We start from the raw sequence: 23,781 nt of genomic DNA, 5'->3' as shown, positions 1-23,781 counted from the left end.
GGGCGCCGGCAGCGCTATACTCCCCGGCCATATGACCAATTCGACTAACTACAAGGACTCGCCCATGAAAGCGTTCGGCAAAATCCTGGGTCTGGTACTTCTCGGGCTGTTGCTGATCATTGTGGCGGCAGGCTTTGCCCTGACCCACCTCTTCGATCCCAACGACTATAAAGACGAGATCCGCCAGATTGCCCGCGACAAGGCCCACATCGAGCTGACGCTCAATGGCGATATCGGCTGGAGCCTGTTCCCGTGGCTTGGTCTGGAACTGCACGAAGCCAGCGTCGCCACCCTGGCCAAGCCTGCCGAACCGTTTGCCGACTTGCAGATGCTCGGCCTGTCCGTGCGCGTGCTGCCGTTGTTGCGCCGCGAAGTGCAGATGAGCGACGTGCGCGTCGAAGGCCTCAACCTGCGCCTGAACCGCGACAAGAACGGCCACGGCAACTGGGAAGACATCGGCAAGGTGCCAGTGGCACCCGGCTCGACGCCACCCGCCACAACGGGCACGACCGCCAGCGAGCCGACCGTCGCCGTGGAAAAACCGGCGCAACCGATCCGCCTCGACATCGACAGCCTGACCGTCAACAACGCCCGCGTTGAATACACCGATGAGCTGACCGGCAAGCAGTTCAGTGCCGAAAGCATTCAGTTGAGCACCGGCCCGGTACACGATTCGACCAATATCCCGGTGAAAGCCACCGCGTTCCTCGGCACCAATCAACCGGTGCTGCGCGTGCGCACCGAGCTCAACGGCGAGCTGCGCTTCGAGCGCGCCCTGCAGCGCTACAAGTTCGAAGATCTGAAGCTGACCGGCGAGCTCGCTGGCGATCCGCTGCAAGGCAAGACCATGACCTTCTCTGCTCAAGGCCAGTTATTGCTGGATAAAGCGGCGAACGTCGCCGAATGGACCGGCATCAAAATTTCCGCCAACCAGTTGCGCGCCCTGGGCGAGTTGAAAGCCAACGACCTCGACAAGACGCCACAGATCAGCGGCGGCATTTCCATCGCCCAGTTCGATCTGGCGAAATTCGTCGACAGCATCGGCCAGACACTGCCGGCGATGGGCGAAGGCAGCCTGAGCAAGGTCGAACTGGTCAGCCGCGTTGCGGCCACCCCGACCAGTCTGTCGTTCGACAATATCAACCTGAAACTCGATGACAGCAGCTTCAGCGGCCGCATCGCCATCGAGGACTTCGCCAAACAATCGCTGCGCGCGATTCTCAAGGCCGACACGTTCAACGTCGACCGTTACCTGCCACCGAAATCGGCCCAGGCCAACAACGCCACGCAAACCCGTCAGGCCGAAGTCGCCAGCACCGAGGCCGGCGCCGTCGCGGGCACCACGCCGCTGCCGGACAAACCGAGCAAAACCGCCTGGAGCACCGAGCGTCTGCTGCCGGTCGAACGCCTGGCCAAACTCGACGTCGATGCCGACCTGGCCTTCGGCCAACTGACCCTCGACAAACTGCCGATCCAGAACGCCGCGCTCAAAGCCACCGGCCAGGGCGGCTTGCTGACGCTGACTAACCTGAGCGGTGATCTGTACAACGGCGGCTTCGTCGCCAACGGCACACTCGACGTACGCCCAAGCGCGCCGGTGCTCAACCTGCAGACCCGGCTCAACCGTGTGCCGGCGGAAAAAATCATCGAAAGCCAGGGCAAGACTCCGCCGGTCAAAGGTCTGGTAACGCTGACCAGCAGCCTCACCGGCAGCGGCAACAGCCAGCAGGCGCTGATCGACACGCTCAACGGCAACGCCAGTTTCGTCATCAACAACGGCGTGCTGCTCAACGCCAATCTTGAACAGCAATTGTGCAAAGGCATCGCCACCCTCAACCGCAAGACCCTGAGCGGCGAGCCACGAGGCAAGGACACGCCGTTCGAGGAGCTCAAGGGCAACCTGACCGTGCGCAACGGCGTCGCCAGCAACCCCGACCTGAAAGTGCGCATCCCCGGCATGACCGTCAACGGTGACGGCGACATCGATCTGCGCGTGCTCGGCATGGATTACCGCGTCGGCATCATCGTCGAGGGCGATACCAGCGCCATGCCCGACCCGGCCTGTCAGGTCGGCGAGAAGTTCGTCGGCATCGAGTGGCCACTTCGCTGCCGTGGCCCGCTGGAACTGGGCGCCAAGGCCTGCCGTGTCGACAATGACCGTCTTGGTCAGGTCGCCAGCAAAATGGCCGGCAACAAACTCAGCGAAAAGATCGACGAGAAACTGGGCGACAAAGTCAGCCCGGAATTGAAAGACGCGTTGAAGGGGCTGTTCAAGCGATGACAGCGGAGCAATTTTCCACGGCGGTGCTGGAGTGGTTCGACCGCCATGGCCGCCACGACTTGCCTTGGCAGCAGGACATCAATCCGTATCGGGTCTGGGTGTCCGAGATCATGTTGCAGCAGACTCAGGTCAGCACCGTGCTCAATTATTTCGAGCGTTTCATGGCGGCGCTGCCAACAGTCCAAGCGCTGGCCGAAGCGCAGGAAGACGAGGTGCTGCACCTCTGGACCGGGCTGGGTTACTACACTCGCGCACGCAATCTGCAGAAGACCGCGAAGATCGTCGTCAGCCAGTACGCTGGCGAATTCCCGCGTGACGTGGAAAAACTCACCGAGCTGCCAGGCATCGGCCTGTCCACCGCCGGGGCGATCGCCAGCATCAGCATGGGCCTGCGCGCGCCAATCCTCGACGGCAACGTCAAACGCGTACTGGCGCGCTTCACGGCGCAAGAGGGCTACCCCGGCGAACCGAAAGTCGCCAAACAGCTGTGGGCCAACGCCGAGCGCTTCACCCCGCACGATCGGGTCAACGCTTACACCCAGGCGATGATGGATCTTGGCGCCACACTCTGCACGCGCAGCAAGCCGAGCTGCCTGCTGTGTCCGCTCAAGCGTGGCTGTGAAGCGCACATGCTTGGCCTGGAAACACGTTATCCGATTCCCAAGCCGCGCAAGGCCATCCCGCAGAAACGCACGCTGATGCCAATGCTGGCCAACGGCGAAGGTGCGATTCTGCTTTATCGCCGCCCGTCGACGGGACTGTGGGGCGGTTTGTGGAGCCTGCCGGAGCTGGATGATCTGGAAGATCTGCAACATCTGGCCGATCAGCACTCGCTGACCATGGGCCAGCAGCAAGCACTGCCGAGCCTGGTGCACACCTTCAGCCATTTCCAGTTGTCCATCGAACCGTGGCTGGTCCAGGTGCAGGAAGCCAGCCATCACGTGGCCGAGGCCGACTGGCTCTGGTATAACCTCGCCACCCCGCCGCGCCTGGGCCTTGCTGCCCCGGTCAAGACCTTGCTCGAACGCGCGGCCGCCGTCTTGAATGCAGGAGAGTCGCCATGACCCGCACCGTAATGTGCCGCAAGTACAAAGAAGAGCTGCCCGCGCTGGAGCGAGCCCCTTTCCCGGGCGCCAAGGGCCAGGATATTTTTGACCACGTCTCGGCCAAGGCCTGGGCCGACTGGCAGAAACACCAGACCCTGCTGATCAACGAAAAGCGCCTGAACATGATGAACGCCGAAGATCGCAAATACCTGCAGGGCGAAATGGACAAGTACTTCTCCGGCGAGGAATACGCCAAGGCCGAAGGCTACGTGCCGCCAGCCGAATAACACGCAGATTTCGTAAGCGACGGAATTAATTTAAGAAATTTTCAAAAAGTCGTTGACGTAAATCCGAAAAACCCTTTTAATGCGCCCCGTTGCCCAGATAGCTCAGTCGGTAGAGCAGGGGATTGAAAATCCCCGTGTCGGCGGTTCGATTCCGTCTCTGGGCACCAAATACCGAAAACCCTGAATCGCAAGATTCAGGGTTTTTTTATGTCTGCGATTTGATGTCCGGAGGAAAATACCTGACATCTGGCTGGTCTCTGCATACCTGACATTCGCTACCGAGATACCGGCATGCTATAGATGATGGGATAACCCGTCGGTTGCGACACAGCCTGTACGGATGTACAGTTTCAACCGTCAGGTGGAGATGGAATCTGCCGTTCGGAAGAACCGGATGATTTTGTGCTTGACTAACCTATTACCGAGCCGATAATTCGGCACCATTTTCAGCATGTCCCTATGGATTGGGGAAAGGGGTTTAATTGTGATCTTCAGCGAACAAAAAGTAGCCCAAATGGCGGCTTACTTTTTGCAAAGACGCGGCGGACGCATGGCCTACATAAAACTCATGAAGCTGCTGTACCTAGCGGATCGTGAGTCGATGGATCGCTATAGCGCCCCCATTTCGCACGATTCGCATGTCTCAATGGCGCAGGGACCTGTCCTCTCTGCAACGCTTAATCTCATCACTGGTCAAATTCAGTCGCCCATCTGGCGAAGCTGGGTCACCTCTGAAGCCCAATTCGAAGTCTCTTTGACCCGTGGCCCGACTGACATTGAAGAACTGGACGAGTTGTCCGATGCAGACATTGAGATCATGGATCATGTCTGGCATCAGTTTGGGCGAATGAAGCGCTGGGAGCTGGTGGATTACACTCATGACCACCTGCCGGAATGGATCGACCCAGGGCGTTCCTCTACTCCCATCAATCCTCGAGCAGTGTTCAGGGCGCTAGGCAAGGACGAGAATCAGGCGGAAGCGCTGGCTCGAGAATTGTTTGAGCGTAAAAGTCTAGGAAGGGCCGTTTCTGAGTTGATCTGATGCCAGGGAATATTTTAAGGAAAGGAACTCTACTGATACTCAGCGGCCCGGCTAACCACCTTCACATCGTGATGAACAACCCTGTTTATTCACATGAACATGGATACGACGGTGTTTTGGCTGTAAACATTTCCTCAATCAAGCCTGGGATTTACCATGATCCTTCATGCATTTTGACTACGGAATGTCACCCTTACGTACGGTGGGACAGCTGGGTAGTCTACAAAGAGGCCGCCGTCTTTGACGCATCTCGGCTTGATCTAAAAGTGGACGCTGGGGAAATCGTAGCTCATCACCCCGTAAGTGATGATTTGTATGAACGAATTCGATCCGGGTTCGATGTCTCCATACACCTCCCAAGAAAGATCGGCAGATTCATTCGTCATAATCATCTCTAAAAACATACGCGTTGGGCACCAAATACCGAAAACCCTGAATCGCAAGATTCAGGGTTTTTTTATGCCTGCGATTTGATCCCCCTCCTCTCTTCGTCCTTCAATACACCCGGATTCCAGCTGTACTGGAAAAAACCGGAAATCTGTATCTCTCCGCGCAAATGGCGTTTCGCCAATACTTCAAGCAAGCCTTGGCGAGCCAATGACTGGCTCTACTTTGCGCCCCGCAACACTCTGGACTCCTGTAGCCCTCAGAGCGCAAAACCCTGATTTTTTGAATCGATCGGCGTCGCCCGCAAGGTCACTTCCTGTCCAGCGAAAAATCTGAAACCCAACCCACAGGCGAACTGCAGTTAGTGCTTTTCAAACATTCCAGGATGAATGCTGGCGCCCCCGTGCGCCCGGCAAAAGAGCGAAACGGACGACGTATGATCAAGCAACTCATCAATGAAGACAGTTATGTGCAGATCGGCGATCTTTGCAGCGCAACGATCCAGCTGAAAATCGAAGGACTGAATCCCGCCGGCTCCATCAAGCTGAAGACCGCGCACGCGCTGATCACTGATCTTGAAGTCCGCGGACTGATCAACCACAAGACCCGCCTCATAGAATCCTCATCGGGCAATCTGGGCGTTGCGCTGGCCATGGTCTGCGCCGCCAAGGGTTACCAGTTCGTTTGCGTAATCGACCCGAATATTTCCGCGCCGAACCGCAAGCTGATTCAAGCCCTTGGCGCGCAAATGCTCATGGTCGATCAGCGTGACGAGAACGGCGGTTACCTGAATTCGCGGATTCGCCTGATCGAACAACTGGTCGCTGACAACGCCGACTACATCTGGCTCAACCAGTACAAGAATCCGACCAACCCCCTCGCCCACTATCAAGCGACTGCCAGGTCCATCGCGCGCAAGTTTCCCCAGGTGGATTACCTGTTCGTCGGCGCGGGAACCACCGGGACGCTGATGGGCTGCAAGAACTACTTCGCCGAACATCATCCACAGACCAAAGTCATTGCCGTCGATACCGTCGGCTCGGTGACGTTCGGCCTGCCGGGCGGCACGCGCCATATTCCGGGGCTCGGCACCAGCCGCCTGCCGGAGATATTCGAGTCGTCGGGCATTCACGACTTCCTGTCGATTCCCGAGGAACAGACGATCAAGGTCTGCCGTTGGCTGGCGCAACGCTACGGCCTGCTCTTCGGCGGCTCCACCGGCACTGTGCTCGCCGGCATCCGCCAGTGGGCGCCGCATATCCGGCCCGACGATGTCGTGGTGGCGATCTCCCCCGACATGGGTGAGCGCTATCTCGAAACCATCTATTCCGACGACTGGGTCACCCAGCGGATCGGCGCAACCGCACTGCTGCCCCTTTTCCCTGAAATCGCTCTGGCACTCTCGGCGTAATCCTCATGACCACACAGAATCCGATCCAGCCGTTCCACGTCATCCCAGGCACTGTCGTCAAAGACATCCTCAACGGGCTGCGGCATGCAACCATCGACATGGTGGCGCAGACCTACCTGACCCACGAGCGTGGCGAAACCGTTAACCCCGACAGTTATTTCCTGCGTTTCCTTGCGCAACCGGCGAACCGGATCATTGCGCTGCCGGCGGCCATCGTCGACAGCGAGGGCGATCAATCCGTCTCCGGGATCAAGTGGATTGCCAGTTATCCCGACAACATCAAGTCAGGCATTCCGCGCGCATCTGCGGTGCTGATTCTCAACGACCCCGAGACCGGCTACCCCTACGCGCTGCTCGAAGGTGCGCTGATCAGTGCCGTGCGCACGGCGGCGTCGGCAGCCTTGGGTGCCTGGTGGCTGAATGGCCAGAACCGCCACGCGGCGACACTTTCGATCATCGGTGGCGGGGTAATCTCAAGAAATATCCTCGAGACTTTCGTCGCCGACGACTGGTCCTTCGACAGCGTGGGCATTCACGATCTCAACGCGGAGTCGGCGCAAGCCCTCGCGGAATTTGGCGGACAACTGGGCCTACCGGATGTACGCCTGCTGTCGCTCGAAGAAGCGCTGACTGCCGACATCGTGGTGTTCGCCACCAGCGCGGGCGAGCCGTACGTAAAAGGCCAGGGCACGTTCCGCCCGGGGCAGATTGTTCTGAACATCTCGCTGCGGGATATCGGCGCTGAAATCATCGCGGAAAGTTACAACTACTTCGACGACATCACCCATTGCCTGAAGGCCAATACCTCACCGCATCTGGCCGAGCAGCAATACGGCCATCGCGACTTTGTAACCGGCACAGTGGCGCAGCTGATTCGCGGTGACCTGCATGTCGCCCTGGACAAACCGCTGATCTATTCGCCATTCGGCATGGGCATTCTCGATCTCGCGATTGGCCGGATGATCCACGACATTGCAGTCGCGGCCGGTACGGCAATTGCCATCCCGTCATTTTTTGGCGAGGAGCGCAGATGGTGAAGGCGCCTGTGCACATCGGCCTGATCGGCTGCGGTTCGCGCGGATTGTCGGTATTCGAGCGCCTGTTGAGCCGCGCCGAGGAACGCCCGCAACAACCGATGGTCATCGACATCTTCGAGCCCAACGTGCTCGGCAGCGGCGCGCACTGGCCCGATCAACCGGACTACCTGTTGCTCAACACCGTCGCCGGTCAGCTCGGGGTATTTCCCGACGCAGCAGCGTTCGGTGATCTGACCGACGCCCGGGAACGGCCAGGGCCGGACTTTCTCGCGTGGTGCCGAGCACAGCGCGTCAAGGTTGACCCCGACAGCGGCCTGCTCGCCGCCGACGGTCGCGACGTCGAGCCGGAGGATTTTCTGCCACGGCACCTGCTCGGCGCTTATCTGGCCGACGCCTTCACGCGGATCCTCGCGACCGCCCCCGCCTGGGTAACGGTCAATCTGCATCGGCATCAGGTCACGGCGGTCGAGCGCCGCGAGAATCAGCAATACCTTCTGCTAACCGCCGACGGCGCTGCGGTGACGGTGGATCGTCTGGTGCTGACCGTTGGCCACACCGGACGCCTGCGCCTGGCGGGGCAGAACCGGGTCGATAATGTCTATCCGCTGCCCGGCAGCCTCACCACCGTTGAGCCCGGCGAAACGGTGTTGATCGAAGGGTTGGGCCTGGGCGCCATGGACACCCTGGCGGCGCTGACGGCTGGCAGAGGCGGGATCTACAAACCCATGGCCGATGGCAGTCACACTTACCAGCCTTCGGGTCAGGAGCCGGTGATCTTCATTCAGTCGCGGGACGGGCTGCCGTTTCGCACGCGTCCCAATGGCTTGATCGGCTGCCCCCGCCATAGCGCCGTGCTGCTCACGAGCGAGCGCATCGAGTCGTTGCGGGTCAACGCGCATAACCGTCGGCTGGATTTCGAACGGGACATTCTGCCGCTGATGCTGCTGGAGATGCGTGCCGCTGCGGTCGCCGTTCTGCATAAACCCTCAGCGCCACAACAGCTGCTTGAGCAGCTCAGAACCGTCAGCGTTGCCGGCCCAGCAGGTGTTGTCGCCTGCGAAGCTTTGCTGCGCGAGTTCGAAGCGATTGCCGGGGCAATCAATCCGCTGGAGCTGATCGGCCACAAACTGCCCGACAGCGTTACGCCTTACAACTATCACGCATGGATTTACGACACCCTCGAAGCCGACTTGCAAGAAGCGCGTCTGGGGCGCGGCGCGTCGCCGATCAAAGCCGCCATCGAAGTCTGGCGCGACTTGCGTGACCGGCTGCGTGAGGCGGTGGATTTCGACGGGCTCACCGAAGATTCGCATCGGCAGTTCTATGGCCGCTGGCACAAGGCGATCAACCGTCTGGTCGCCGGCCCGCAGAAGGAGCGCCACGCCGATCTGCTCGCGCTGTGTGATGCCGGCCTGCTGACCTTCCTCAAGCCCGGCTCACGCCCGGCTATCGAACACTTCAAGCGAGTCGCCGGTTACGTCCAGAGCAGCGGCGTCAGCCACAGCGACTGTGCACCTGTGCGCGACCTAGCACGCCTGGGCCTTGTGCGTCCGCGCACCGATGTGCCGGGCATCGACGGCATCGATGTCGACGCGGCGTCCAACCCCAAGTCGAACAGCGGCGAGACGGTGCGCGACATCTGGGTGTTGGGTCCGCTCGCTGAAGGCTCCTGTTATTACAACCACTACGTCACCTCGGCGGGCGCACCTTCGCGGCTGTTCATGGACGCCCATCGAGTCGCCACCGCCATCCTTGAGACAGGAACTCGCGCATGAAACTTTACTATCAGACGCATTCGCCGTACGCCCGCAAGGTGTTGGTGCTGGCTCACGAACTTGGCATCGCATCGAGCCTTGAGGTGATACACCACGAGACCAGCCCGACTTCACCGAACGCGACCATTTACCAGGCCAACCCCTTGGGTAAAGTGCCGGTGCTGATGCTGCCCGACGACACCGCACTGTTCGATTCCATCGTGATTTGCGAATACCTCGATGACCTGAGCAACGGCCATAAATTCATCCCGGCAAGCGGCCCCGAGCGCTACAAGGCGCTGCGCCTGCAGGCATTGGCGCAGGGCATGTGCGACGTCGGCATCAAGCTGCGCTGGGAAGTCGAGCGGCGCCCCGAGGCCCTGCGTTATCCAGCGTACGCCGAGGGTCAGGCGTACAAACTCAAGGAGGCGTATCGCTTCATCGAAGAGCACGTCGACCTCAATGGTCCGATCACCGTCGGCCACATCGCCTTGGCGACCGCGCTGGACTGGATCGCTTTCCGTCAACTCTCGGACTTCTCGGCGCAAGCACGCCTGAGCGAGTGGTATCAGACGTTCTGCCAGCGCGCGTCCATGCGGGCGACCGAGTACAGCGGACAGACGCACGATTAAGCCAAGGAAACCGCTATGAGCTCTCTCTTGCTGCAAATGTCACCGATCGCGCTGGTGATCGCGCTGATCCTGATCCTCCGGCGTCCGCCGGTACAGGCCGCGCTGGCCGGTGTGGTGCTGGTGCTGGTGCTGTGGGCACTGGGCGCTGCCGGGCCGGTGTCGGCGGCCATCTCCTCGGCGATTTTTCAAGACACCACGATCCTGTTTCTCAGCACCGCGTGCGTCATCGTCCCGGGGCTGGCCTTCGTCATTCTGGTCGAGCGCGGCGGCGCGCCACAGGCCATCGGCGCGTGGGTCAAGGAACTCGGCTGGACACCCCCGGCGCAGGTGATTTTCATCGTGCTGGGCCTGGCGCCGCTGCTGGAAGCGATGACCGGCTTCGGCGTTTCGCTGATCGCCACGGTGCCGCTGCTGATGGGGCTTTTCACTCGCCAATCGGGGATGAAAATCGCTCTCGCCGGCATGGTGATCATGCCGTGGGGTACGCTGGGCCTGGCAACGGTGATCGGTGCCTTGCTGGCGCATTTGCCGGCGCAAACCCTCGGTAGCCATTCGGCGCTGATCAGCGCGCCGGTGTTCCTCTGCCTGGCGTCGCTGGCCCTGTGGCAGGCCGGCATCCGCGGGATCACCGCGTGGCTGGGGCTGATCGTCGTGACTGCCCTGTTCGTTGCCGTGCTGTTTTGCGTCAACCTGTGGCTCGGCCCGGAAGTCTCCGGTGTGCTGGCCGGGCTGGCCGTGGCTTGCGTCGGACTGGGTATCTCCTGGGCGCAACGGAAAAAACTGGTGCGCTGGCCGAGCGCGGCATGGCCTTATCTGGCCTTGCTGGGAGTGATTGTGGCGTCGCGCGGACTGTTCGTGCTGTCGGGCTGGGATGGCCTGTGGGTTGTCAGGGGCGAACACGTTTCATGGAAGCCGCTGGCGTCTCCAGGGCTGGCGCTGCTGATCGTGACCGTGCTGATGGCGTTCAGGCAAACCGCGGGGGCGGGTTTCCCGTGGCAAGCGCTGTTGAACCGGGCGAAGTTTCCGGTCACGACAATCTTCCTGTTCCTGTTGCTGTCCCAGGTGATGGTCAACGCCGGATTCCTTGTCGAGGCGCAAAGCGCGTTGCAATCCATGTCGGGTATTTCGCTGGCGCCGACGATCGCTCTGCTGGCGGGGATTGCCGGTTATGTCACCGGCTCCAACGTCGGCGGCAACACGCTGGTGATGCCGTCCATTGCCGCGCTGAGCAGCGAACACGGGGCGTGGCTGGCGGCAATGGTCAACAGCGCCGCCGGCCATGGCGCACTTGGCTCGCTGTCGATTCTGTCGTTGATCGCCGGACTTGCCGGGGCCAACCGCCAGGAAGAAAACAGCCTGATCCGCTTCGCCTTCGGTCTGGTGGCGCTGAACATCGTCATAGTTGCTGCAACGGGGATCGTTTTGCTCTACTTTCTGTGAATTGTTTCGAATCATCACAGAGAACTTATGGACAGGTTTGATTTGCCGGACAAGCGCTGGCGGATAGTCAAGGACTGGATTATTCGCCAGATCGACAGCGGTGACCTGGCGGCCGAAGCGAAACTGCCGTCAATCCGCGTTCTGGCTCGGATGTTCGAGACCAGCATCACCACGGTGCAGCGGGCGCTGGCCGACCTCGAGGCCGACGCCTACGTCTCGACGGTGCCGCGCGTCGGCTACTTCGTCTCGGCATCAGGGCGGGCAAAACCGTCCGGCGCTTTCGACTTTTCCAGTGTCACCGTCAACGTCAATCATGCGGTGGTCGCGATGCTCTCCGAAGCAGCGTCGCGCACCACTGCATCGCTGAATTCGGCGGTTCTGCACAGCGATCTCACGCCCAACGTGTTGCTCAACAAATGCCTCTCGGTGTTGGCCGCCAGGACCGACAACGCGCTGAGCGGTCTGGTCGCGCCACCCGGCCTGCCGGCGCTGCGACGGCGCATCGCCGGGCTGATGCTGACCCGCGGTGAAGTCTGCGGGCCGGACGATATTCTGGTAACGTCGGGCGACACCATCGCTCTCGAACTGGCCCTCGAAGCCGTCGCGTCGAAAGGCGCTACCGTAGCCATCGAAACCCCGACCTATTACGGCATTCTGCAGACCATCGAACGCCTGGGCATGCGCGCCTTGCCGATCCGCACCGACGGCCGCACAGGCCTGGATGTCGATCATCTGGAAGAAGCGCTGAAGCAAAAAAAGGTCGCGGTGATTTTTCTCAACCCGACGCTGCAGAATCCGCGTGGCTTCATCATGCCCGACGAAGCGCGCGCCCGACTTTCACGGATCGCCCGGGAAGCGGATGTGCCGATCATCGAAGACGACATCTTCTTCGACCTGGTGCCCGAAGCTGATCGACCGCGCGCCCTCAAGAGCTACGACAGCAGCGGCCAGACGATCTACTGCTCGTCCTTTTCCAAAACCATCGCGCCGGGTTATCGCGTCGGCTGGTGTCTGGCCGGCAAATACCGCAATGCCATCCTCGCGCAGATGTTTTCGCGCAACCTGGCCGTTTCCAGCCTTGCGCAAAACGTCCTCAATGAATTCATCGGCCGTGGCTACATGGACGAGCACTGCGCCAGATTGAGGTCGCAACTGTCCTCGCTGGCGAGTTTTGTCGAAGCACTGGTGCGCACGGATTTCCCGCTCGGGACCGTCTATGTGCCACCGCGCGGCGGCTTCATCCACTGGGTCGAAATGCCGGCACACACCGACATGTCTGCGCTGCAGCAACTGGCCACGGAGCGTGGTTGCCACGTGGCTGGCAGCGGCATCTTTTTCGCCGACGGCCAGGCTTCCACAGGCGTGCGCATTTGCCTCGGCACTACGCTGACCCCGGCGGTGATCGGCATTCTCAAGGTGATCGCCGAATGCGCCTGCCTTGCCGCACGCCCGACGAGCCTGCAACAGATGCCGACTGAACAACTTCAAGAGCTGGCAGTTTCCTGACCGGCTTGCGCGAGCCTCGCTTATGAATCAGAAAAGAACCCGTATTCGCTTGCCGCATCCCCGGCCGTATCGCCCGAGCCGCTGGACGTTCTGGCTTACCGTGCTCGCTGGCGTACTGATTGCCTTAGCCGTGTGTCTTTCGATCTACATGCTGATCGAAAGCTGGATCAGCGGCTCCATCACCACCAACAATCGCGGACCGCGCAGCACCTACACCTTGGCACTGCAACCTCGGCGATACTGGTTCGAGTTCATGTGGCAGAGCTTCTGGACCGCGTTCATGTTGGCCATCGGTGTGTTTGGGCTGTGGATTTATCGCAAAGGGCGGGTGCGTGAGCAGAGGCCGAAGGGCAAGCGCTCGCGATGATGCAACTGGGGCGCTTTTTTGAAGCAGCCTCTTACCTGCCTGTTCTTTCATTCCAGCGCAACACCAGATCGCTCACCGCAGCGCTGCCAACTCTGCGGCGATTGACTGGGCAAAAGTACGAAATGGACTACGGACATTTACCCTGATACGCGCCTTTCGGTGGCAATGTCCTGCAACGCCTGTCCCACCCTTCCTTCCGAACTCGCAGGTTCGCCCGACATACCTGCGCCGCCTTCCCCGGCATGCTTGCGTCTCTGTTTCCAGAATGCGGAAGACCCGATGAGCCAGCTCAAACCTGCTGATACGCAAGGCCATAAAATCGATTCACTGCTGGGCGAACTGGGCGAGCTGATTCGCCAGGCGCGGCAAAAAGTGCTACGCGCGGTCGATACGATTCAGGTGCAGACTTGTTGGCAAATCGGCCGGCATATCGTCGATTTCGAACAGAAAGGCGCTCAGCGTGCGGGTTATGGCCAGCAGTTGCTCGCGCTGCTGGCGAAGGATCTAACGGGGCAATTCGGGAAGGGATTTGATGAGCGCAATCTGCGATATATGCGTAGTTTTTATCAGTCTTTTCCAATTTGGAACGCAGTGCGTTCCGAATTGAGCTGGACCCACTACCGCCGCCTGCTACGCGTCGAGAACGAGAAAGCGCGCCTGTGGTACATGAACGAATGCGCCGACATCAACTGGTCAAGCCGCGCCCTTGATCGTCAGATCCTGACGCTCTACTACGAGCGCCTGCTGATGAGTCAGGACACAGCCGAGGTGGTCGAGGAAGCCACGACCAACATCGACGCGATGAAATGCAATCCGCGGGAATTCATTCGCGATCCGGTCATGCTCGAATTCCTCGGCCTGCCCTCGGCAGGCAAAGTCAGGGAAAGCGGACTCGAACAAGCCCTCATCGATCACTTGCAAAGCTTTCTGCTTGAACTTGGCAAAGGCTTTTCCTTTGTCGCCCGCCAACAACGCATCAGCACTGACGGCGTCGACCTCTATATCGATCTGGTGTTCTACAACTACCTGCTCAAGTGCTTCGTGATCATCGACCTGAAACGCGGCAAGCTCAGCGCCCGCGATGTCGGGCAGATGGACATGTATGTGCGCATGTACGACGAGCTCAAGCGCAGCGAAGGTGACAAGCCAACCGTCGGTATCATTCTCAGCGCGGAAAGCAATGACTCGGTGGCGCGTTATTCCATGCTCAAAGGCAATGAGCAACTGTTCGCCAGCAGCTACAAGACGATACTGCCGAGCGAAGAAGAGTTACGTGCTGAACTCAACCGCGAACAGGCGTTGATCGAAGAACGCATGCTCATTCAATCCAGTGAATGAACCGGCCGGATTGTTCTTGATCAGCGCGGCGACTATGGTTGGCACCTAACCGCCGAGGTCAAGCACCATGAGCTGTCAGCAGACATCCGATGTGGGCGACCCAGAGTTGAGCCAAGCAGCTTTGACTGTAACTAAAGCTACGCCCTTCAAGGAAACCGCAGTCGACGGCTACGCACTCGGCGGCTTCACCTGGCGCCACAGTTCGCCCGATCCTCAGCGCCCGGTGGTCATCATCAACGCCGCCACCTCGGTGCGCTGTTGGCACTATTCACGGTTCGCGGCCTACCTGTTCAGCCATGGCTGCGATGTGATGACCTACGATTACCGGGGCATTGGCGAATCACGCAGCGAATCGATCAAAGGGCTGCGCGCTTCGTGGACTGACTGGGGCGCTCTGGATTTCGAAGTGATGCTCAAACGCGCGCAGCGGGAGTTTCCCGGTCAGCCAATCGATGTGGTCGCCCATAGTTTCGGCGGTTGCGCGGCGGGCTTGGCGGAGTCGGGCAAGGTGATCCGACGGTTGGTAACCGTCAGTGCGCAGTTCGCTTATTGGCGCGATTATGCTTCCGAACAGCGCTGGCGGATGTTCGGCAAGTGGCATGTGATCATGCCTTTGATGACGCTGCTCTGCGGCTATTTTCCAGGCAAGCGGATCGGCTGGCTGGAGGACACGCCAACCGGCGTAGTCTGCGACTGGAGCACACCCACTGCACGGTACGAGGATCGTCCAAGCGGTCGGGTGCTGATGAAAAAGGCGGGCGCCCTGCCCTTCGATGGCGTCCGCGCGCAGACCCTCGCCATCAGCCTCAGCGATGATCCTTACGGAACGATCCCGGCGATCGAACGCCTGCTCGGCTACTTCAGCAACGCGGCAAAAACCCATCTGCGCATTGCGCCGCAGGACATTGGCGAACGACAAGTCGGACATTTCGGCTTTTTTCGCAGCGCATACCAAGCCACACTATGGCCCATTGCTCTGACCTGGCTGCAGACCGGCGCACTGGCCGCCGATACACCCGGCCGACAAGTGCCACGCAGCTGAGCCCCTCTCAACGCACGACGGAACACATCATGGCCTCCGCCAACAAGCAGCAAAAACGCGCCACCCGGGCCAAAGCCAAGGCCAAGCAGAACCGCACCAAGCGCGCCGAAGCGCCGGTCGAGCTCGACCCGAACGACGACCGCATCGATTTCGAATCGGTGGACCTGACCGAGCTGTTCAAGAAAATGATCGACGCCGAGAAGATCAGCCAACAGGCCATGTGCACCGCGTTCCTTGAAGATCCGCTGCTGGAACTGGTCTATGAGCAGGAAGGTGAAGAAGGCGCGATGGATTTCATCCTCGCCGCGCTGATCGAGTATCGCCAGTGGTCGCAGGAAACCGACGAGGCCGGCGCGCTGGCGTGGATCGAATCTCCGGCATTCCAGGCTGACTATGTAGCGGCATCCGACGCGATCGCTGCACAAACCCAACAGAAGAACTGAGCTCCCATGGCATCCCTGAACAAGCAACAGAAACGCGCCAAACGCGCCAAGGCCAAAGCCAAGCAGATCCGTATGGTCGGGCGCAAACCGCTGGATCAGGACGAAGATCTCGGCCACCTCGCCGAGCCGATCCCGGAATACACCCTGGCGATGTTCAGCAAAATGCGCGATGCCGAAGCCGTCAGCCGCAACGAAATGCTGCTGACCCTGCTGCGCGAACTGGCCTTCATCATCGTCGACCATCCTGAACTGCTCGACATGGAAAACGCCGACAACGAAGGCATGGCCGCCACCCACCTGGCCGCCGACATGCTCATCGACTACCGCATGTGGGCCGACGGCATGACCATCGAACAAGCCCAGGCCTGGCTGAGCGAGCCACAGTTCATTACGGATTTCGGGGTGGCGCTGGATGCTTATGGCAAGTCGGTAGAGACCCAGGAAGACAAGAGCGAATAAGCCCTTCTCAGAAACAAAAAACGGCCGCTAGTCATCCCTGACAGCGGCCGTTTTTGTTTGGATGGCCTAGCTACTCTTTGTCCGGTGACGATGTATATCCCATTGACATATCCCCAGCACGATCTATCCTGAGCTAATCACAGGAACAGACCCGGGAGCTCGAATATGGAGCAGACCACAATTTTCATGAGCAACAGAAGTCAGGCAGTCCGACTGCCAAAGGCAGTTGCGATGCCCGCCGACGTTAAACGAGTGGAAGTCATCGCGATTGGCAGAACACGCGTCATTACGCCTGCTGGAGAAAGCTGGGATAGCTGGTTTGATGGCGACAGCGTCAGCCCTGATTTCATGGCTAACCGTGAGCAACCCACTGAACAGGAGCGCGAGTCGTTCTGATGATCAAGTACATGCTGGATACAAATATCTGCATCTTCACCATCAAGAACAAACCACAAATTGTCCGGGAAGCCTTCAATCGACATTCCGGGCAGTTGTGCATCAGCGCTATCACCCTTATGGAGCTTATTTACGGTGCTGAAAAGTCGGCGGCCCCGGAGAAAAATCTGGCAATTGTTGAAGGATTTGTCGCGCGACTGGATGTCTTGCCTTTCGATAACGACGCAGCCGCACAGGCCGGGATGGTTCGATCTGAACTCGCGAAGGCTGGAACGCCGATCGGGCCATACGACCAAATGATCGCTGGCCACGCACGCTCACTTGGACTTATTGTAGTGACGAACAACGTAGGGGAGTTTCAACACGTTTCCGGTTTGCGAATCGAGGACTGGGTTTAACCTGACTGGAAAGCTCAGAAACAAAAACGGCCGCTAGTCATCCCTGACAGCGGCCGTTTTTACATCACGCGTTACGACTCAGTTCAACACCACCGCACCACGTTTCTCCAGCTTGCGCCGGCGCGACACCAGCAGACCGGCAGCCACCACCATCAGACTCAGCAGGCCCGTGGCAAGGATTTCCACGCGGTGGGCTTCCTGGAACAGCATGATGGTCAGCGCGGCGACAATGAAGATGATCACCGCCCAGGTCAGACCCGGGAACAGCCACATGCTGAAGACGATTTTCTCGCCGCGCGCCATGCGCTGCTTGCGCATGCGCAGTTGCGAGAAGGCGATCACCAGATACACCAGCAGGGCGATGGCGCCGGAGCTGGCCAGGAGGAATTCGAACACCGCGGCCGGAGCCACATAGTTGGCGAAGGTGCAGAGGAACGCTGCGCCGGTCGACAACATCACCGCCCAGTAAGGCGTACCGCTCTTGTTGGTGCGGGTCGACATGGCCGGGGCATCGCCGCGCTTGCCGAGGGAGAACAGCATGCGCGACGAGGTGTACAGCGCCGAGTTCAGGCAACTGGTCACCGCGACCAGTACGACGATGTCGACGATCATCTTGGCGTTGGGAATGCCCATGCGCTCAAGTACGGTCTGATAGGAGCCGAGGTTGGCCAGGGTAGGATCGTTCCACGGCACCAGCGCAACCACGATGAAAATCGACACCAGATAGAACAGGCCGATCCGCCAGATCACCGAGTTGGTCGCTTTGGAAATCTGCTTGCCAGGGTCCTTCGATTCCGCCGCCGCGATGGTGACGATTTCGGTGCCCATGAACGAGAACATGGTGGTCAGGATCGCGCCCAGCACAGCACCCATGCCATTGGGCAGAAAGCCGCCGCTGTCGAACAGGTGCGAAACGCCACTGACCTGGCTGGTCGGCAGGAAGCCGAAAATCGCTGCAAGGCCGAGGCCGATGAAGCCGATGATCGCAAGCACCTTGATCAGGGCGAACCAGAACTCGAACTCACCGTAATTCTTCACGCTGAAGAGGTTGGTCACGGTCAGCAGCATGGTGATCACCAGCGCGAAAGCCCAAATGTCGACACCCGGGAACCACGCATGCAGGATGGTCGCGGCGGCGTTGGCTTCCAGCGGAATCACCAGCACCCAGAACCACCAGTACAACCAGCCGATGGTGAAACCGGACCAGTGACCGATCGCGCGGTCAGCGTAAGTCGAGAACGAACCGGTGTCCGGCGAAGCCACGGCCATTTCGCCGAGCATGCGCATCACCAACACCACCAACGTACCGGCGGCGGCGTAAGCCAGCAGCACGGCCGGGCCGGCGGCAGCGATGGCGTGGCCGGATCCGACGAACAGGCCGGCGCCGATCACACCGGCGATCGACAACATGGTCACATGACGCGGTTTGAGCCCCTGTTCGAGGCCAGTGGAGCTTGGGGTACTGCTCATAGAGACTACCTTTGCAAGGAAAGCGAGTGCGTCCGGCGCGTCTGAAAATTCTTTCTCGTAAAAAGAATCCAACGGCCTGTTCCTTATTCTGCACGCAATATTTGCGCCAAAATGTTTCAAGTCCTTGAGGGCCGGGGGCTCCGGCATCCGATGCAAGTCATTGAGTTTAATGGCTATTCGCCAGAACGTTACCCGGCGACTCACTTTCAAGACGAATCCGCGCACCAGAAACACACAGAAAAAGTGTGCAGCGCATAGAAAAAGGGCGAATAAGGAACGTTCGGCCGGATAGCGCTTCCAACACCCCGCCAAAGCTGGCAACATCGCGCCTTTTTTTACGCGGCACCCACGGGTTTGCACGATCAAACACCCGTTCGGTTGTTGATGGGGCGACAGTCTGCTGCGCCGATGCGACAACCCGCCACATGCCACCCGTTTACCGCTCGTAGCGCTGTTGGCTGCCATTGAAACGCTATGCTAGCTTGGCCGCCTCGCCAGGAAGGCCCGCCAACAGCAGGAGCGCAACATATATGAGGAACGCACATGGCTGAGGCCACGCCCGCGCTGGAAATCCGCAACTTGCACAAACGCTACGGACAGCTGGAGGTGCTCAAAGGCATCTCGCTGACCGCCCGCGACGGCGACGTGATCTCGATCCTCGGCTCTTCCGGTTCCGGCAAGTCCACGTTCCTGCGTTGCATCAACCTGCTGGAAAACCCGCACCAGGGCCAGATCCTGGTGGCCGGTGAAGAACTCAAGCTCAAAGCCGCGAAGAACGGCGAACTGGTCGCCGCCGACGGCAAGCAGATCAATCGCCTGCGCTCGGAGATTGGTTTTGTATTTCAAAACTTTAATCTGTGGCCGCACATGAGCGTGCTCGACAACGTCATCGAGGCCCCGCGCCGCGTGCTCGGCCAGAGCAAGGCCGAGGCCATCGAAGTCGCCGAAGCGTTGCTGGCCAAGGTCGGCATCGCCGACAAGCGCCACGCCTACCCGGCGCAATTGTCCGGTGGTCAGCAACAACGCGCAGCCATCGCCCGCACGCTGGCAATGCAGCCGAAGGTGATCCTGTTCGACGAACCGACCTCCGCGCTTGACCCGGAAATGGTTCAGGAAGTACTTAGTGTCATCCGCGCATTGGCCGAAGAAGGCCGCACCATGCTGCTCGTGACCCACGAAATGGGCTTCGCCCGCCAGGTCTCCAGCGAAGTGGTGTTCCTTCATCAGGGCCTTATAGAAGAGCAAGGATCGCCACAGCAGGTGTTCGACAACCCGCTTTCGGCGCGCTGCAAACAATTCATGTCCAGCAACCGCTAACGGAGCAACATGCATGCAGAATTTCAAAAAGGTCTTCCTGGCCGCCGCCGTCACCCTCGCGTTCAGCGCCGGTGCCATGGCTGAAACCCTGAAGATGGGCATCGAAGCGGCCTACCCGCCGTTCAACAATAAAGACGCCAGCGGCCAGGTGGTCGGCTTCGACAAGGAAATCGGCGACGCCCTGTGCGCGAAGATGAAAGCCGAATGCTCCGTCGTCACCTCTGACTGGGACGGCATCATTCCGGCGCTGAACGCCGAGAAGTTCGACTTCCTGATCTCCTCGCTGTCGATCACCGAAGAGCGCAAAGCCGCGGTGGACTTCACCGACCCGTACTACTCGAACAAATTGCAGTTCATCGCGCCGAAAAACGTCGACTTCAAAACCGACAAGGACTCGCTCAAGGGCAAGACCATCGGCACCCAGCGCGCAACGCTGGCCGGCACTTGGCTGGAAGACACCTACGGTGACGACATCAAGGTCAGCCTCTACGACACCCAGGAAAACGCCTACCTCGACCTGACCTCCGGTCGTGTCGACGCGATCCTCGCCGACAAGTACGCCAACTATGACTGGCTGAAAACCGACGCCGGCAAGAACTACGAGTTCAAGGGCGACCCGGTAGTGGAAAGCGACAAGATCGGTATCGCCGTGCGCAAGGGTGACAACGAACTGCGCAACAAGCTGAACGCCGCTCTGAAGGAAATCGTCGCTGACGGTACCTACAAGAAAATCAACGACAAGTACTTCCCGTTCAGCATCTATTGATCTGACCTGTGGGACCGGCGCCGTGATCAAGCGGCGCCGGCTCCCGACTTTGCCTGCCGCAGTTTGAACAGAAACCCATGATTATCGACCTCTACGGATTCGGCCCGGCGCTCGCCGCTGGTGCGCTGATGACCGTCCAACTGGCCCTCACCGCCCTGTGCCTGGGTCTGGTGCTCGGCCTGCTCGGCGCCTTGGCCAAGACTTCCCCGTACAAGCCGCTGCAATGGCTTGGCGGCACTTATTCGACGCTGGTACGCGGCGTCCCGGAATTGCTCTGGGTGCTGTTGATCTACTTCGGTACGGTCAACCTGATGCGCACCCTCGGTGAGTACTTCGGCAACCCCGACCTGCAACTCAACGCCTTTGCCGCCGGTGTCATCGCACTGGGCCTGTGCTTCGGCGCCTACGCCACGGAAGTGTTTCGTGGCGCCCTGCTGGCCATTCCCAAAGGTCACCGTGAGGCCGGCCAGGCCCTGGGCCTGTCGAAGTGGCGGATCTTCACACGGTTGATCATGCCGCAGATGTGGCGCATCGCCCTGCCCGGCCTGGGCAATCTGTTCATGATCCTGATGAAGGACACCGCGCTGGTATCGGTCATCGGTCTGGAAGAAATCATGCGTCACGCGCAGATCGGTGTGACCGTGTCGAAACAACCGTTCACCTTCTATATGGTCGCCGCGATCATGTACCTCGGCCTGACGGTGCTGGCGATGACCGGCATGCACCTGCTGGAAAAACGCGCCGCTCGCGGCTTTGCGAGGAGCGCGCAATGAACTGGGAAGTCATCATCAAGTGGCTGCCAAAACTGGCACAGGGCGCGACCCTGACGCTGGAACTGGTCGCCATCGCGGTCATTGCCGGCCTGCTGCTCGCCATTCCGCTGGGCATCGCGCGCTCTTCGAAGCGCTGGTACGTGCGCTCGCTGCCTTACGCCTACATCTTCTTTTTCCGCGGCACGCCGCTGCTGGTGCAGCTGTTCCTGGTCTATTACGGCCTGGCGCAGTTCGACGCGGTGCGTGAAAGCGCGTTGTGGCCCTACCTGCGCGATCCGTTCTGGTGCGCGACCGTGACCATGACGTTGCACACGGCGGCGTACATCGCCGAGATTCTGCGCGGTGCCATTCAGGCAATTCCACCCGGTGAAATCGAAGCCGCGCGAGCCTTGGGCATGTCCAGGCCCAAAGCGATGTTCTACATTATCCTGCCCCGTGCCGCGCGCATCGGCCTGCCAGCCTACAGCAACGAAGTGATCCTGATGCTCAAGGCCAGCGCCCTAGCCAGCACCGTGACCCTGCTGGAACTCACCGGCATGGCCCGCACGATCATCGCCCGCACTTATCTGCCGGTGGAGATCTTCTTCGCCGCCGGTGTGTTCTATCTGGTCATGGCATACGTGCTGGTTCGCGGCTTCAAGCTGCTGGAACGCTGGCTGCGCGTCGATGCCTGCCAAGGCCGCTGATACTTCCCACGTGCTGACGGGCGAGGCTCTACTCGCCCGTTTCGCGGCGCTGGATGCTTTTTTGATTAAGCATCAGGCGCTGTGGAAACCTCGACCGTTCACCCATCTTTCGCTTTCCTGGGAAGCGTCTTATCCCGAGTTGTCTGCGTGGCTACGCGGGCGGTCGCTGGAAGATGCAGAACGCGCGCATAACCATCCTGCTGATCTTGTCGATGCGCCAGAGCCGTTCGCTTCATTGGCGAAGTTGTCGGCAGAGTTGAGTGCGGTCGGTGAATTGCCGGGACGTGCGCTTGAAGCTGCCGGACATCGCTTGAATGTCGATGTGCCCGGGCGCAAGTGGCAGCAAATTGAAGCGTTTGCCAGTCGTTTGTCTTTTGCCTCGCAGCCGACGCATTGGCTGGACTGGTGCTCCGGCAAAGGGCATCTGGGACGGCGCCTGTTGGGTGACGGGCAACAATTGACTTGCGTTGAATACGATCCTTTCTTGGTCGCCAGCGGTCAGGCACTGAGTCAGCGTCATCACTTGCACGCCCTGCATGTCGAACAGGATGTACTCGCGATGGATGCCCCAGCCGTATTGAACGCCGCCCACACCCCCGTCGCCCTCCACGCCTGCGGTGATCTGCACGTGCGCTTGATGCATTTGGCCAGTGCTGCCGGCTGCCAACAAATGGCGATCGCACCGTGCTGTTACAACCGCATCAGTCGTAACGAATACCAGGCCTTGTCCTGCGCAGGATCGACATCACTCCTACAGCTCTCGCTGGAAGATCTGGCGTTGCCAATGAGCGAAACGGTAACCGCCGGTGCACGGGGCCGACGTCAGCGCGACACCTCCATGGCTCGTCGCTTGGCTTTCGACTTGCTGCAACGGCAACTGCGCGGCGTCGACGAATACCTGCCAACCCCATCATTACCCAGCGCTTGGTTGGATAAACCGTTTGCGGACTATTGTCTTGATCTGGCAGCACTGAAGGAGTTATCCACAGTCGGCTCGCCAGATTGGTCGACACTTGAAGCCGCCGGTTGGCAGCGGTTGGCCGAAGTGCGCAACCTGGAATTACTTCGCGGTTTGTTCCGACGACCGCTGGAGCTTTGGCTAAATCTGGATCGGGCGCTTTTCCTCGCAGAACAGGGATACGTCGTACGCCTCGGCACCTTTTGCGGCGCCTGCCTCACGCCGCGTAACTTACTACTGCTCGCCGAACGCGCTTAAAACGTTACAGCCTGTGGATAACTCTGTTGATGGATTTTCCGTGGATCCAATATCTGCGCCTGTTTCGTGGACTTAACAACACTGGTCATTTTTTGTTCATATGAATAAAAACCGGTAAAACAGGGATTTGCGAACAAGATGAGAATGGGTTCACAAAACCTCGCCCAAGCAGTCCTCGCGCCCCTCAGTTGTGCATAAGCTGCCAATCAAAACGACATAACCGACGAATATTGGGCTAGCCGAGTGAATAACTGCAAGGCCCCGAAAGCCCAGACTCAACCGTACGC

At 59.8% G+C, this 23,781-nt stretch carries 23 protein-coding genes and 1 tRNA gene; 23 read left to right on the top strand and 1 reads right to left on the bottom strand.

Annotation, left to right across the window (positions count from 1 at the left end; all coding sequences use genetic code 11):
• The first annotated feature begins 64 nt into the window (after window positions 1-64).
• The 18 genes from BXA01_RS17640 (at window position 65) to vapC (ending at window position 17,266) form a co-directional block, all read left to right on the top strand.
• Entirely contained in the window at window positions 65-2,281 is a 2,217-nt protein-coding gene (locus tag BXA01_RS17640) for an AsmA family protein (protein ID WP_076565144.1), read from the top strand.
• Window positions 2,278-3,345 carry an A/G-specific adenine glycosylase gene (gene mutY, locus BXA01_RS17635; RefSeq protein WP_076565141.1) on the top strand — a complete coding sequence of 356 codons (1,068 nt, stop codon included), beginning with the start codon at window positions 2,278-2,280 and terminating at the stop codon, window positions 3,343-3,345. Before BXA01_RS17640 ends, mutY begins: the two co-directional genes overlap by 4 nt.
• Window positions 3,342-3,614 (top strand): oxidative damage protection protein, encoded by a 273-nt coding sequence (locus BXA01_RS17630; RefSeq protein ID WP_016772129.1) that lies wholly within the window; start codon window positions 3,342-3,344, stop codon window positions 3,612-3,614. The genes mutY and BXA01_RS17630 overlap by 4 nt, the downstream gene beginning before the upstream one ends.
• A gap of 91 nt (window positions 3,615-3,705) precedes the next feature.
• A tRNA-Phe gene (locus BXA01_RS17625) sits at window positions 3,706-3,781 on the top strand.
• A 317-nt stretch (window positions 3,782-4,098) separates the two neighbouring features.
• Window positions 4,099-4,656: a Panacea domain-containing protein gene (locus BXA01_RS17620; protein WP_231990984.1), complete on the top strand. Its 558-nt coding sequence runs from the start codon at window positions 4,099-4,101 to the stop codon at window positions 4,654-4,656.
• Between the two features lie 823 nt (window positions 4,657-5,479).
• Window positions 5,480-6,454: a 2,3-diaminopropionate biosynthesis protein SbnA gene (sbnA, locus tag BXA01_RS27330; RefSeq protein WP_231990983.1), complete on the top strand. Its 975-nt coding sequence runs from the start codon at window positions 5,480-5,482 to the stop codon at window positions 6,452-6,454.
• 5 nt (window positions 6,455-6,459) lie between these two features.
• Window positions 6,460-7,491 (top strand): 2,3-diaminopropionate biosynthesis protein SbnB, encoded by a 1,032-nt coding sequence (sbnB, locus tag BXA01_RS27325; protein WP_231990982.1) that lies wholly within the window; start codon window positions 6,460-6,462, stop codon window positions 7,489-7,491.
• On the top strand, window positions 7,485-9,266 hold the full coding sequence (locus BXA01_RS17605) for an FAD/NAD(P)-binding protein (protein WP_076565136.1): 1,782 nt from the start codon (window positions 7,485-7,487) through the stop codon (window positions 9,264-9,266). Before sbnB ends, BXA01_RS17605 begins: the two co-directional genes overlap by 7 nt.
• Entirely contained in the window at window positions 9,263-9,877 is a 615-nt protein-coding gene (locus BXA01_RS17600) for a glutathione S-transferase family protein (protein ID WP_076565133.1), read from the top strand. The genes BXA01_RS17605 and BXA01_RS17600 overlap by 4 nt, the downstream gene beginning before the upstream one ends.
• Window positions 9,878-9,892: 15 nt before the next feature.
• Window positions 9,893-11,317, top strand: a complete 1,425-nt coding sequence (locus BXA01_RS17595; protein WP_076565124.1) for an L-lactate permease — start codon at window positions 9,893-9,895, stop codon at window positions 11,315-11,317.
• Between the two features lie 27 nt (window positions 11,318-11,344).
• The gene (locus tag BXA01_RS17590; RefSeq protein ID WP_076565123.1) at window positions 11,345-12,823 is read left to right on the top strand and encodes an aminotransferase-like domain-containing protein; all 1,479 of its coding nucleotides are present in this window, start codon (window positions 11,345-11,347) and stop codon (window positions 12,821-12,823) included.
• 22 nt (window positions 12,824-12,845) lie between these two features.
• Window positions 12,846-13,190 carry a hypothetical protein gene (locus tag BXA01_RS17585; protein WP_076565121.1) on the top strand — a complete coding sequence of 115 codons (345 nt, stop codon included), beginning with the start codon at window positions 12,846-12,848 and terminating at the stop codon, window positions 13,188-13,190.
• A 279-nt stretch (window positions 13,191-13,469) separates the two neighbouring features.
• Window positions 13,470-14,528, top strand: coding sequence for a PDDEXK nuclease domain-containing protein (locus BXA01_RS17580; protein WP_076565119.1), 1,059 nt, complete (start codon window positions 13,470-13,472; stop codon window positions 14,526-14,528).
• Window positions 14,529-14,595: 67 nt separating this feature from the next.
• Window positions 14,596-15,570, top strand: coding sequence for an alpha/beta hydrolase family protein (locus tag BXA01_RS17575; RefSeq protein WP_083957556.1), 975 nt, complete (start codon window positions 14,596-14,598; stop codon window positions 15,568-15,570).
• A 29-nt stretch (window positions 15,571-15,599) separates the two neighbouring features.
• Window positions 15,600-16,013: a hypothetical protein gene (locus tag BXA01_RS17570; protein ID WP_016772137.1), complete on the top strand. Its 414-nt coding sequence runs from the start codon at window positions 15,600-15,602 to the stop codon at window positions 16,011-16,013.
• 6 nt (window positions 16,014-16,019) lie between these two features.
• Window positions 16,020-16,472, top strand: a complete 453-nt coding sequence (locus tag BXA01_RS17565; RefSeq protein ID WP_041477513.1) for a hypothetical protein — start codon at window positions 16,020-16,022, stop codon at window positions 16,470-16,472.
• 165 nt (window positions 16,473-16,637) lie between these two features.
• Window positions 16,638-16,868, top strand: a complete 231-nt coding sequence (gene vapB, locus BXA01_RS17560; RefSeq protein ID WP_076565118.1) for a type II toxin-antitoxin system VapB family antitoxin — start codon at window positions 16,638-16,640, stop codon at window positions 16,866-16,868.
• Window positions 16,868-17,266 (top strand): type II toxin-antitoxin system tRNA(fMet)-specific endonuclease VapC, encoded by a 399-nt coding sequence (gene vapC / locus BXA01_RS17555; protein ID WP_076565116.1) that lies wholly within the window; start codon window positions 16,868-16,870, stop codon window positions 17,264-17,266. The genes vapB and vapC overlap by 1 nt, the downstream gene beginning before the upstream one ends.
• A gap of 78 nt (window positions 17,267-17,344) precedes the next feature.
• On the opposite strand, the gene gabP is transcribed toward vapC, so the two are convergent.
• Entirely contained in the window at window positions 17,345-18,736 is a 1,392-nt protein-coding gene (gene gabP / locus BXA01_RS17550) for a GABA permease (RefSeq protein WP_076565114.1), read from the bottom strand.
• 543 nt (window positions 18,737-19,279) lie between these two features.
• On the opposite strand from gabP, the gene BXA01_RS17545 reads away from it, so the two are divergent.
• The 5 genes from BXA01_RS17545 (at window position 19,280) to BXA01_RS17525 (ending at window position 23,494) form a co-directional block, all read left to right on the top strand.
• Window positions 19,280-20,053, top strand: a complete 774-nt coding sequence (locus BXA01_RS17545) for an ABC transporter ATP-binding protein (protein WP_024011209.1) — start codon at window positions 19,280-19,282, stop codon at window positions 20,051-20,053.
• A gap of 13 nt (window positions 20,054-20,066) precedes the next feature.
• Window positions 20,067-20,819, top strand: a complete 753-nt coding sequence (locus BXA01_RS17540; protein ID WP_056787192.1) for an ABC transporter substrate-binding protein — start codon at window positions 20,067-20,069, stop codon at window positions 20,817-20,819.
• A 77-nt stretch (window positions 20,820-20,896) separates the two neighbouring features.
• Window positions 20,897-21,592 (top strand): ABC transporter permease, encoded by a 696-nt coding sequence (locus tag BXA01_RS17535; RefSeq protein WP_024011207.1) that lies wholly within the window; start codon window positions 20,897-20,899, stop codon window positions 21,590-21,592.
• Window positions 21,589-22,278 carry an ABC transporter permease gene (locus BXA01_RS17530; protein WP_016772145.1) on the top strand — a complete coding sequence of 230 codons (690 nt, stop codon included), beginning with the start codon at window positions 21,589-21,591 and terminating at the stop codon, window positions 22,276-22,278. Before BXA01_RS17535 ends, BXA01_RS17530 begins: the two co-directional genes overlap by 4 nt.
• A complete protein-coding gene (locus BXA01_RS17525) occupies window positions 22,259-23,494 on the top strand; it encodes a methyltransferase (RefSeq protein ID WP_076565112.1) in 1,236 nt (411 codons plus the stop codon). The genes BXA01_RS17530 and BXA01_RS17525 overlap by 20 nt, the downstream gene beginning before the upstream one ends.
• Window positions 23,495-23,781: the final 287 nt, after the last annotated feature.

This window comes from Pseudomonas sp. B10, from assembly GCF_900156235.1.
In the GTDB taxonomy this organism is placed as follows: domain Bacteria; phylum Pseudomonadota; class Gammaproteobacteria; order Pseudomonadales; family Pseudomonadaceae; genus Aquipseudomonas; species Aquipseudomonas siliginis.
The sequence above is the reverse complement of the archived record's forward strand: the minus strand, read 5'-3'. Positions and strand labels throughout refer to the sequence as shown.

Bases quoted from the DNA above. Each gene is read 5' to 3' on its own strand.
- gabP (WP_076565114.1), bottom strand. From the start codon at position 18,736: ATGAGCAGTACCCCAAGCTCCACTGGCCTCGAACAGGGGCTCAAACCG.
- BXA01_RS17630 (WP_016772129.1), top strand. From the start codon at position 3,342: ATGACCCGCACCGTAATGTGCCGCAAGTACAAAGAAGAGCTGCCCGCG.
- BXA01_RS17595 (WP_076565124.1), top strand. From the start codon at position 9,893: ATGAGCTCTCTCTTGCTGCAAATGTCACCGATCGCGCTGGTGATCGCG.
- BXA01_RS17580 (WP_076565119.1), top strand. From the start codon at position 13,470: ATGAGCCAGCTCAAACCTGCTGATACGCAAGGCCATAAAATCGATTCA.
- BXA01_RS17565 (WP_041477513.1), top strand. From the start codon at position 16,020: ATGGCATCCCTGAACAAGCAACAGAAACGCGCCAAACGCGCCAAGGCC.
- BXA01_RS17530 (WP_016772145.1), top strand. From the start codon at position 21,589: ATGAACTGGGAAGTCATCATCAAGTGGCTGCCAAAACTGGCACAGGGC.
- BXA01_RS17545 (WP_024011209.1), top strand. From the start codon at position 19,280: ATGGCTGAGGCCACGCCCGCGCTGGAAATCCGCAACTTGCACAAACGC.
- sbnB (WP_231990982.1), top strand. From the start codon at position 6,460: ATGACCACACAGAATCCGATCCAGCCGTTCCACGTCATCCCAGGCACT.
- BXA01_RS17590 (WP_076565123.1), top strand. From the start codon at position 11,345: ATGGACAGGTTTGATTTGCCGGACAAGCGCTGGCGGATAGTCAAGGAC.
- vapC (WP_076565116.1), top strand. From the start codon at position 16,868: ATGATCAAGTACATGCTGGATACAAATATCTGCATCTTCACCATCAAG.
- BXA01_RS17535 (WP_024011207.1), top strand. From the start codon at position 20,897: ATGATTATCGACCTCTACGGATTCGGCCCGGCGCTCGCCGCTGGTGCG.
- BXA01_RS17605 (WP_076565136.1), top strand. From the start codon at position 7,485: ATGGTGAAGGCGCCTGTGCACATCGGCCTGATCGGCTGCGGTTCGCGC.
- BXA01_RS17575 (WP_083957556.1), top strand. From the start codon at position 14,596: ATGAGCTGTCAGCAGACATCCGATGTGGGCGACCCAGAGTTGAGCCAA.
- BXA01_RS17525 (WP_076565112.1), top strand. From the start codon at position 22,259: ATGCCTGCCAAGGCCGCTGATACTTCCCACGTGCTGACGGGCGAGGCT.
- BXA01_RS17570 (WP_016772137.1), top strand. From the start codon at position 15,600: ATGGCCTCCGCCAACAAGCAGCAAAAACGCGCCACCCGGGCCAAAGCC.
- vapB (WP_076565118.1), top strand. From the start codon at position 16,638: ATGGAGCAGACCACAATTTTCATGAGCAACAGAAGTCAGGCAGTCCGA.
- BXA01_RS17540 (WP_056787192.1), top strand. From the start codon at position 20,067: ATGCAGAATTTCAAAAAGGTCTTCCTGGCCGCCGCCGTCACCCTCGCG.
- BXA01_RS17640 (WP_076565144.1), top strand. From the start codon at position 65: ATGAAAGCGTTCGGCAAAATCCTGGGTCTGGTACTTCTCGGGCTGTTG.
- mutY (WP_076565141.1), top strand. From the start codon at position 2,278: ATGACAGCGGAGCAATTTTCCACGGCGGTGCTGGAGTGGTTCGACCGC.
- BXA01_RS17600 (WP_076565133.1), top strand. From the start codon at position 9,263: ATGAAACTTTACTATCAGACGCATTCGCCGTACGCCCGCAAGGTGTTG.
- sbnA (WP_231990983.1), top strand. From the start codon at position 5,480: ATGATCAAGCAACTCATCAATGAAGACAGTTATGTGCAGATCGGCGAT.
- BXA01_RS17585 (WP_076565121.1), top strand. From the start codon at position 12,846: ATGAATCAGAAAAGAACCCGTATTCGCTTGCCGCATCCCCGGCCGTAT.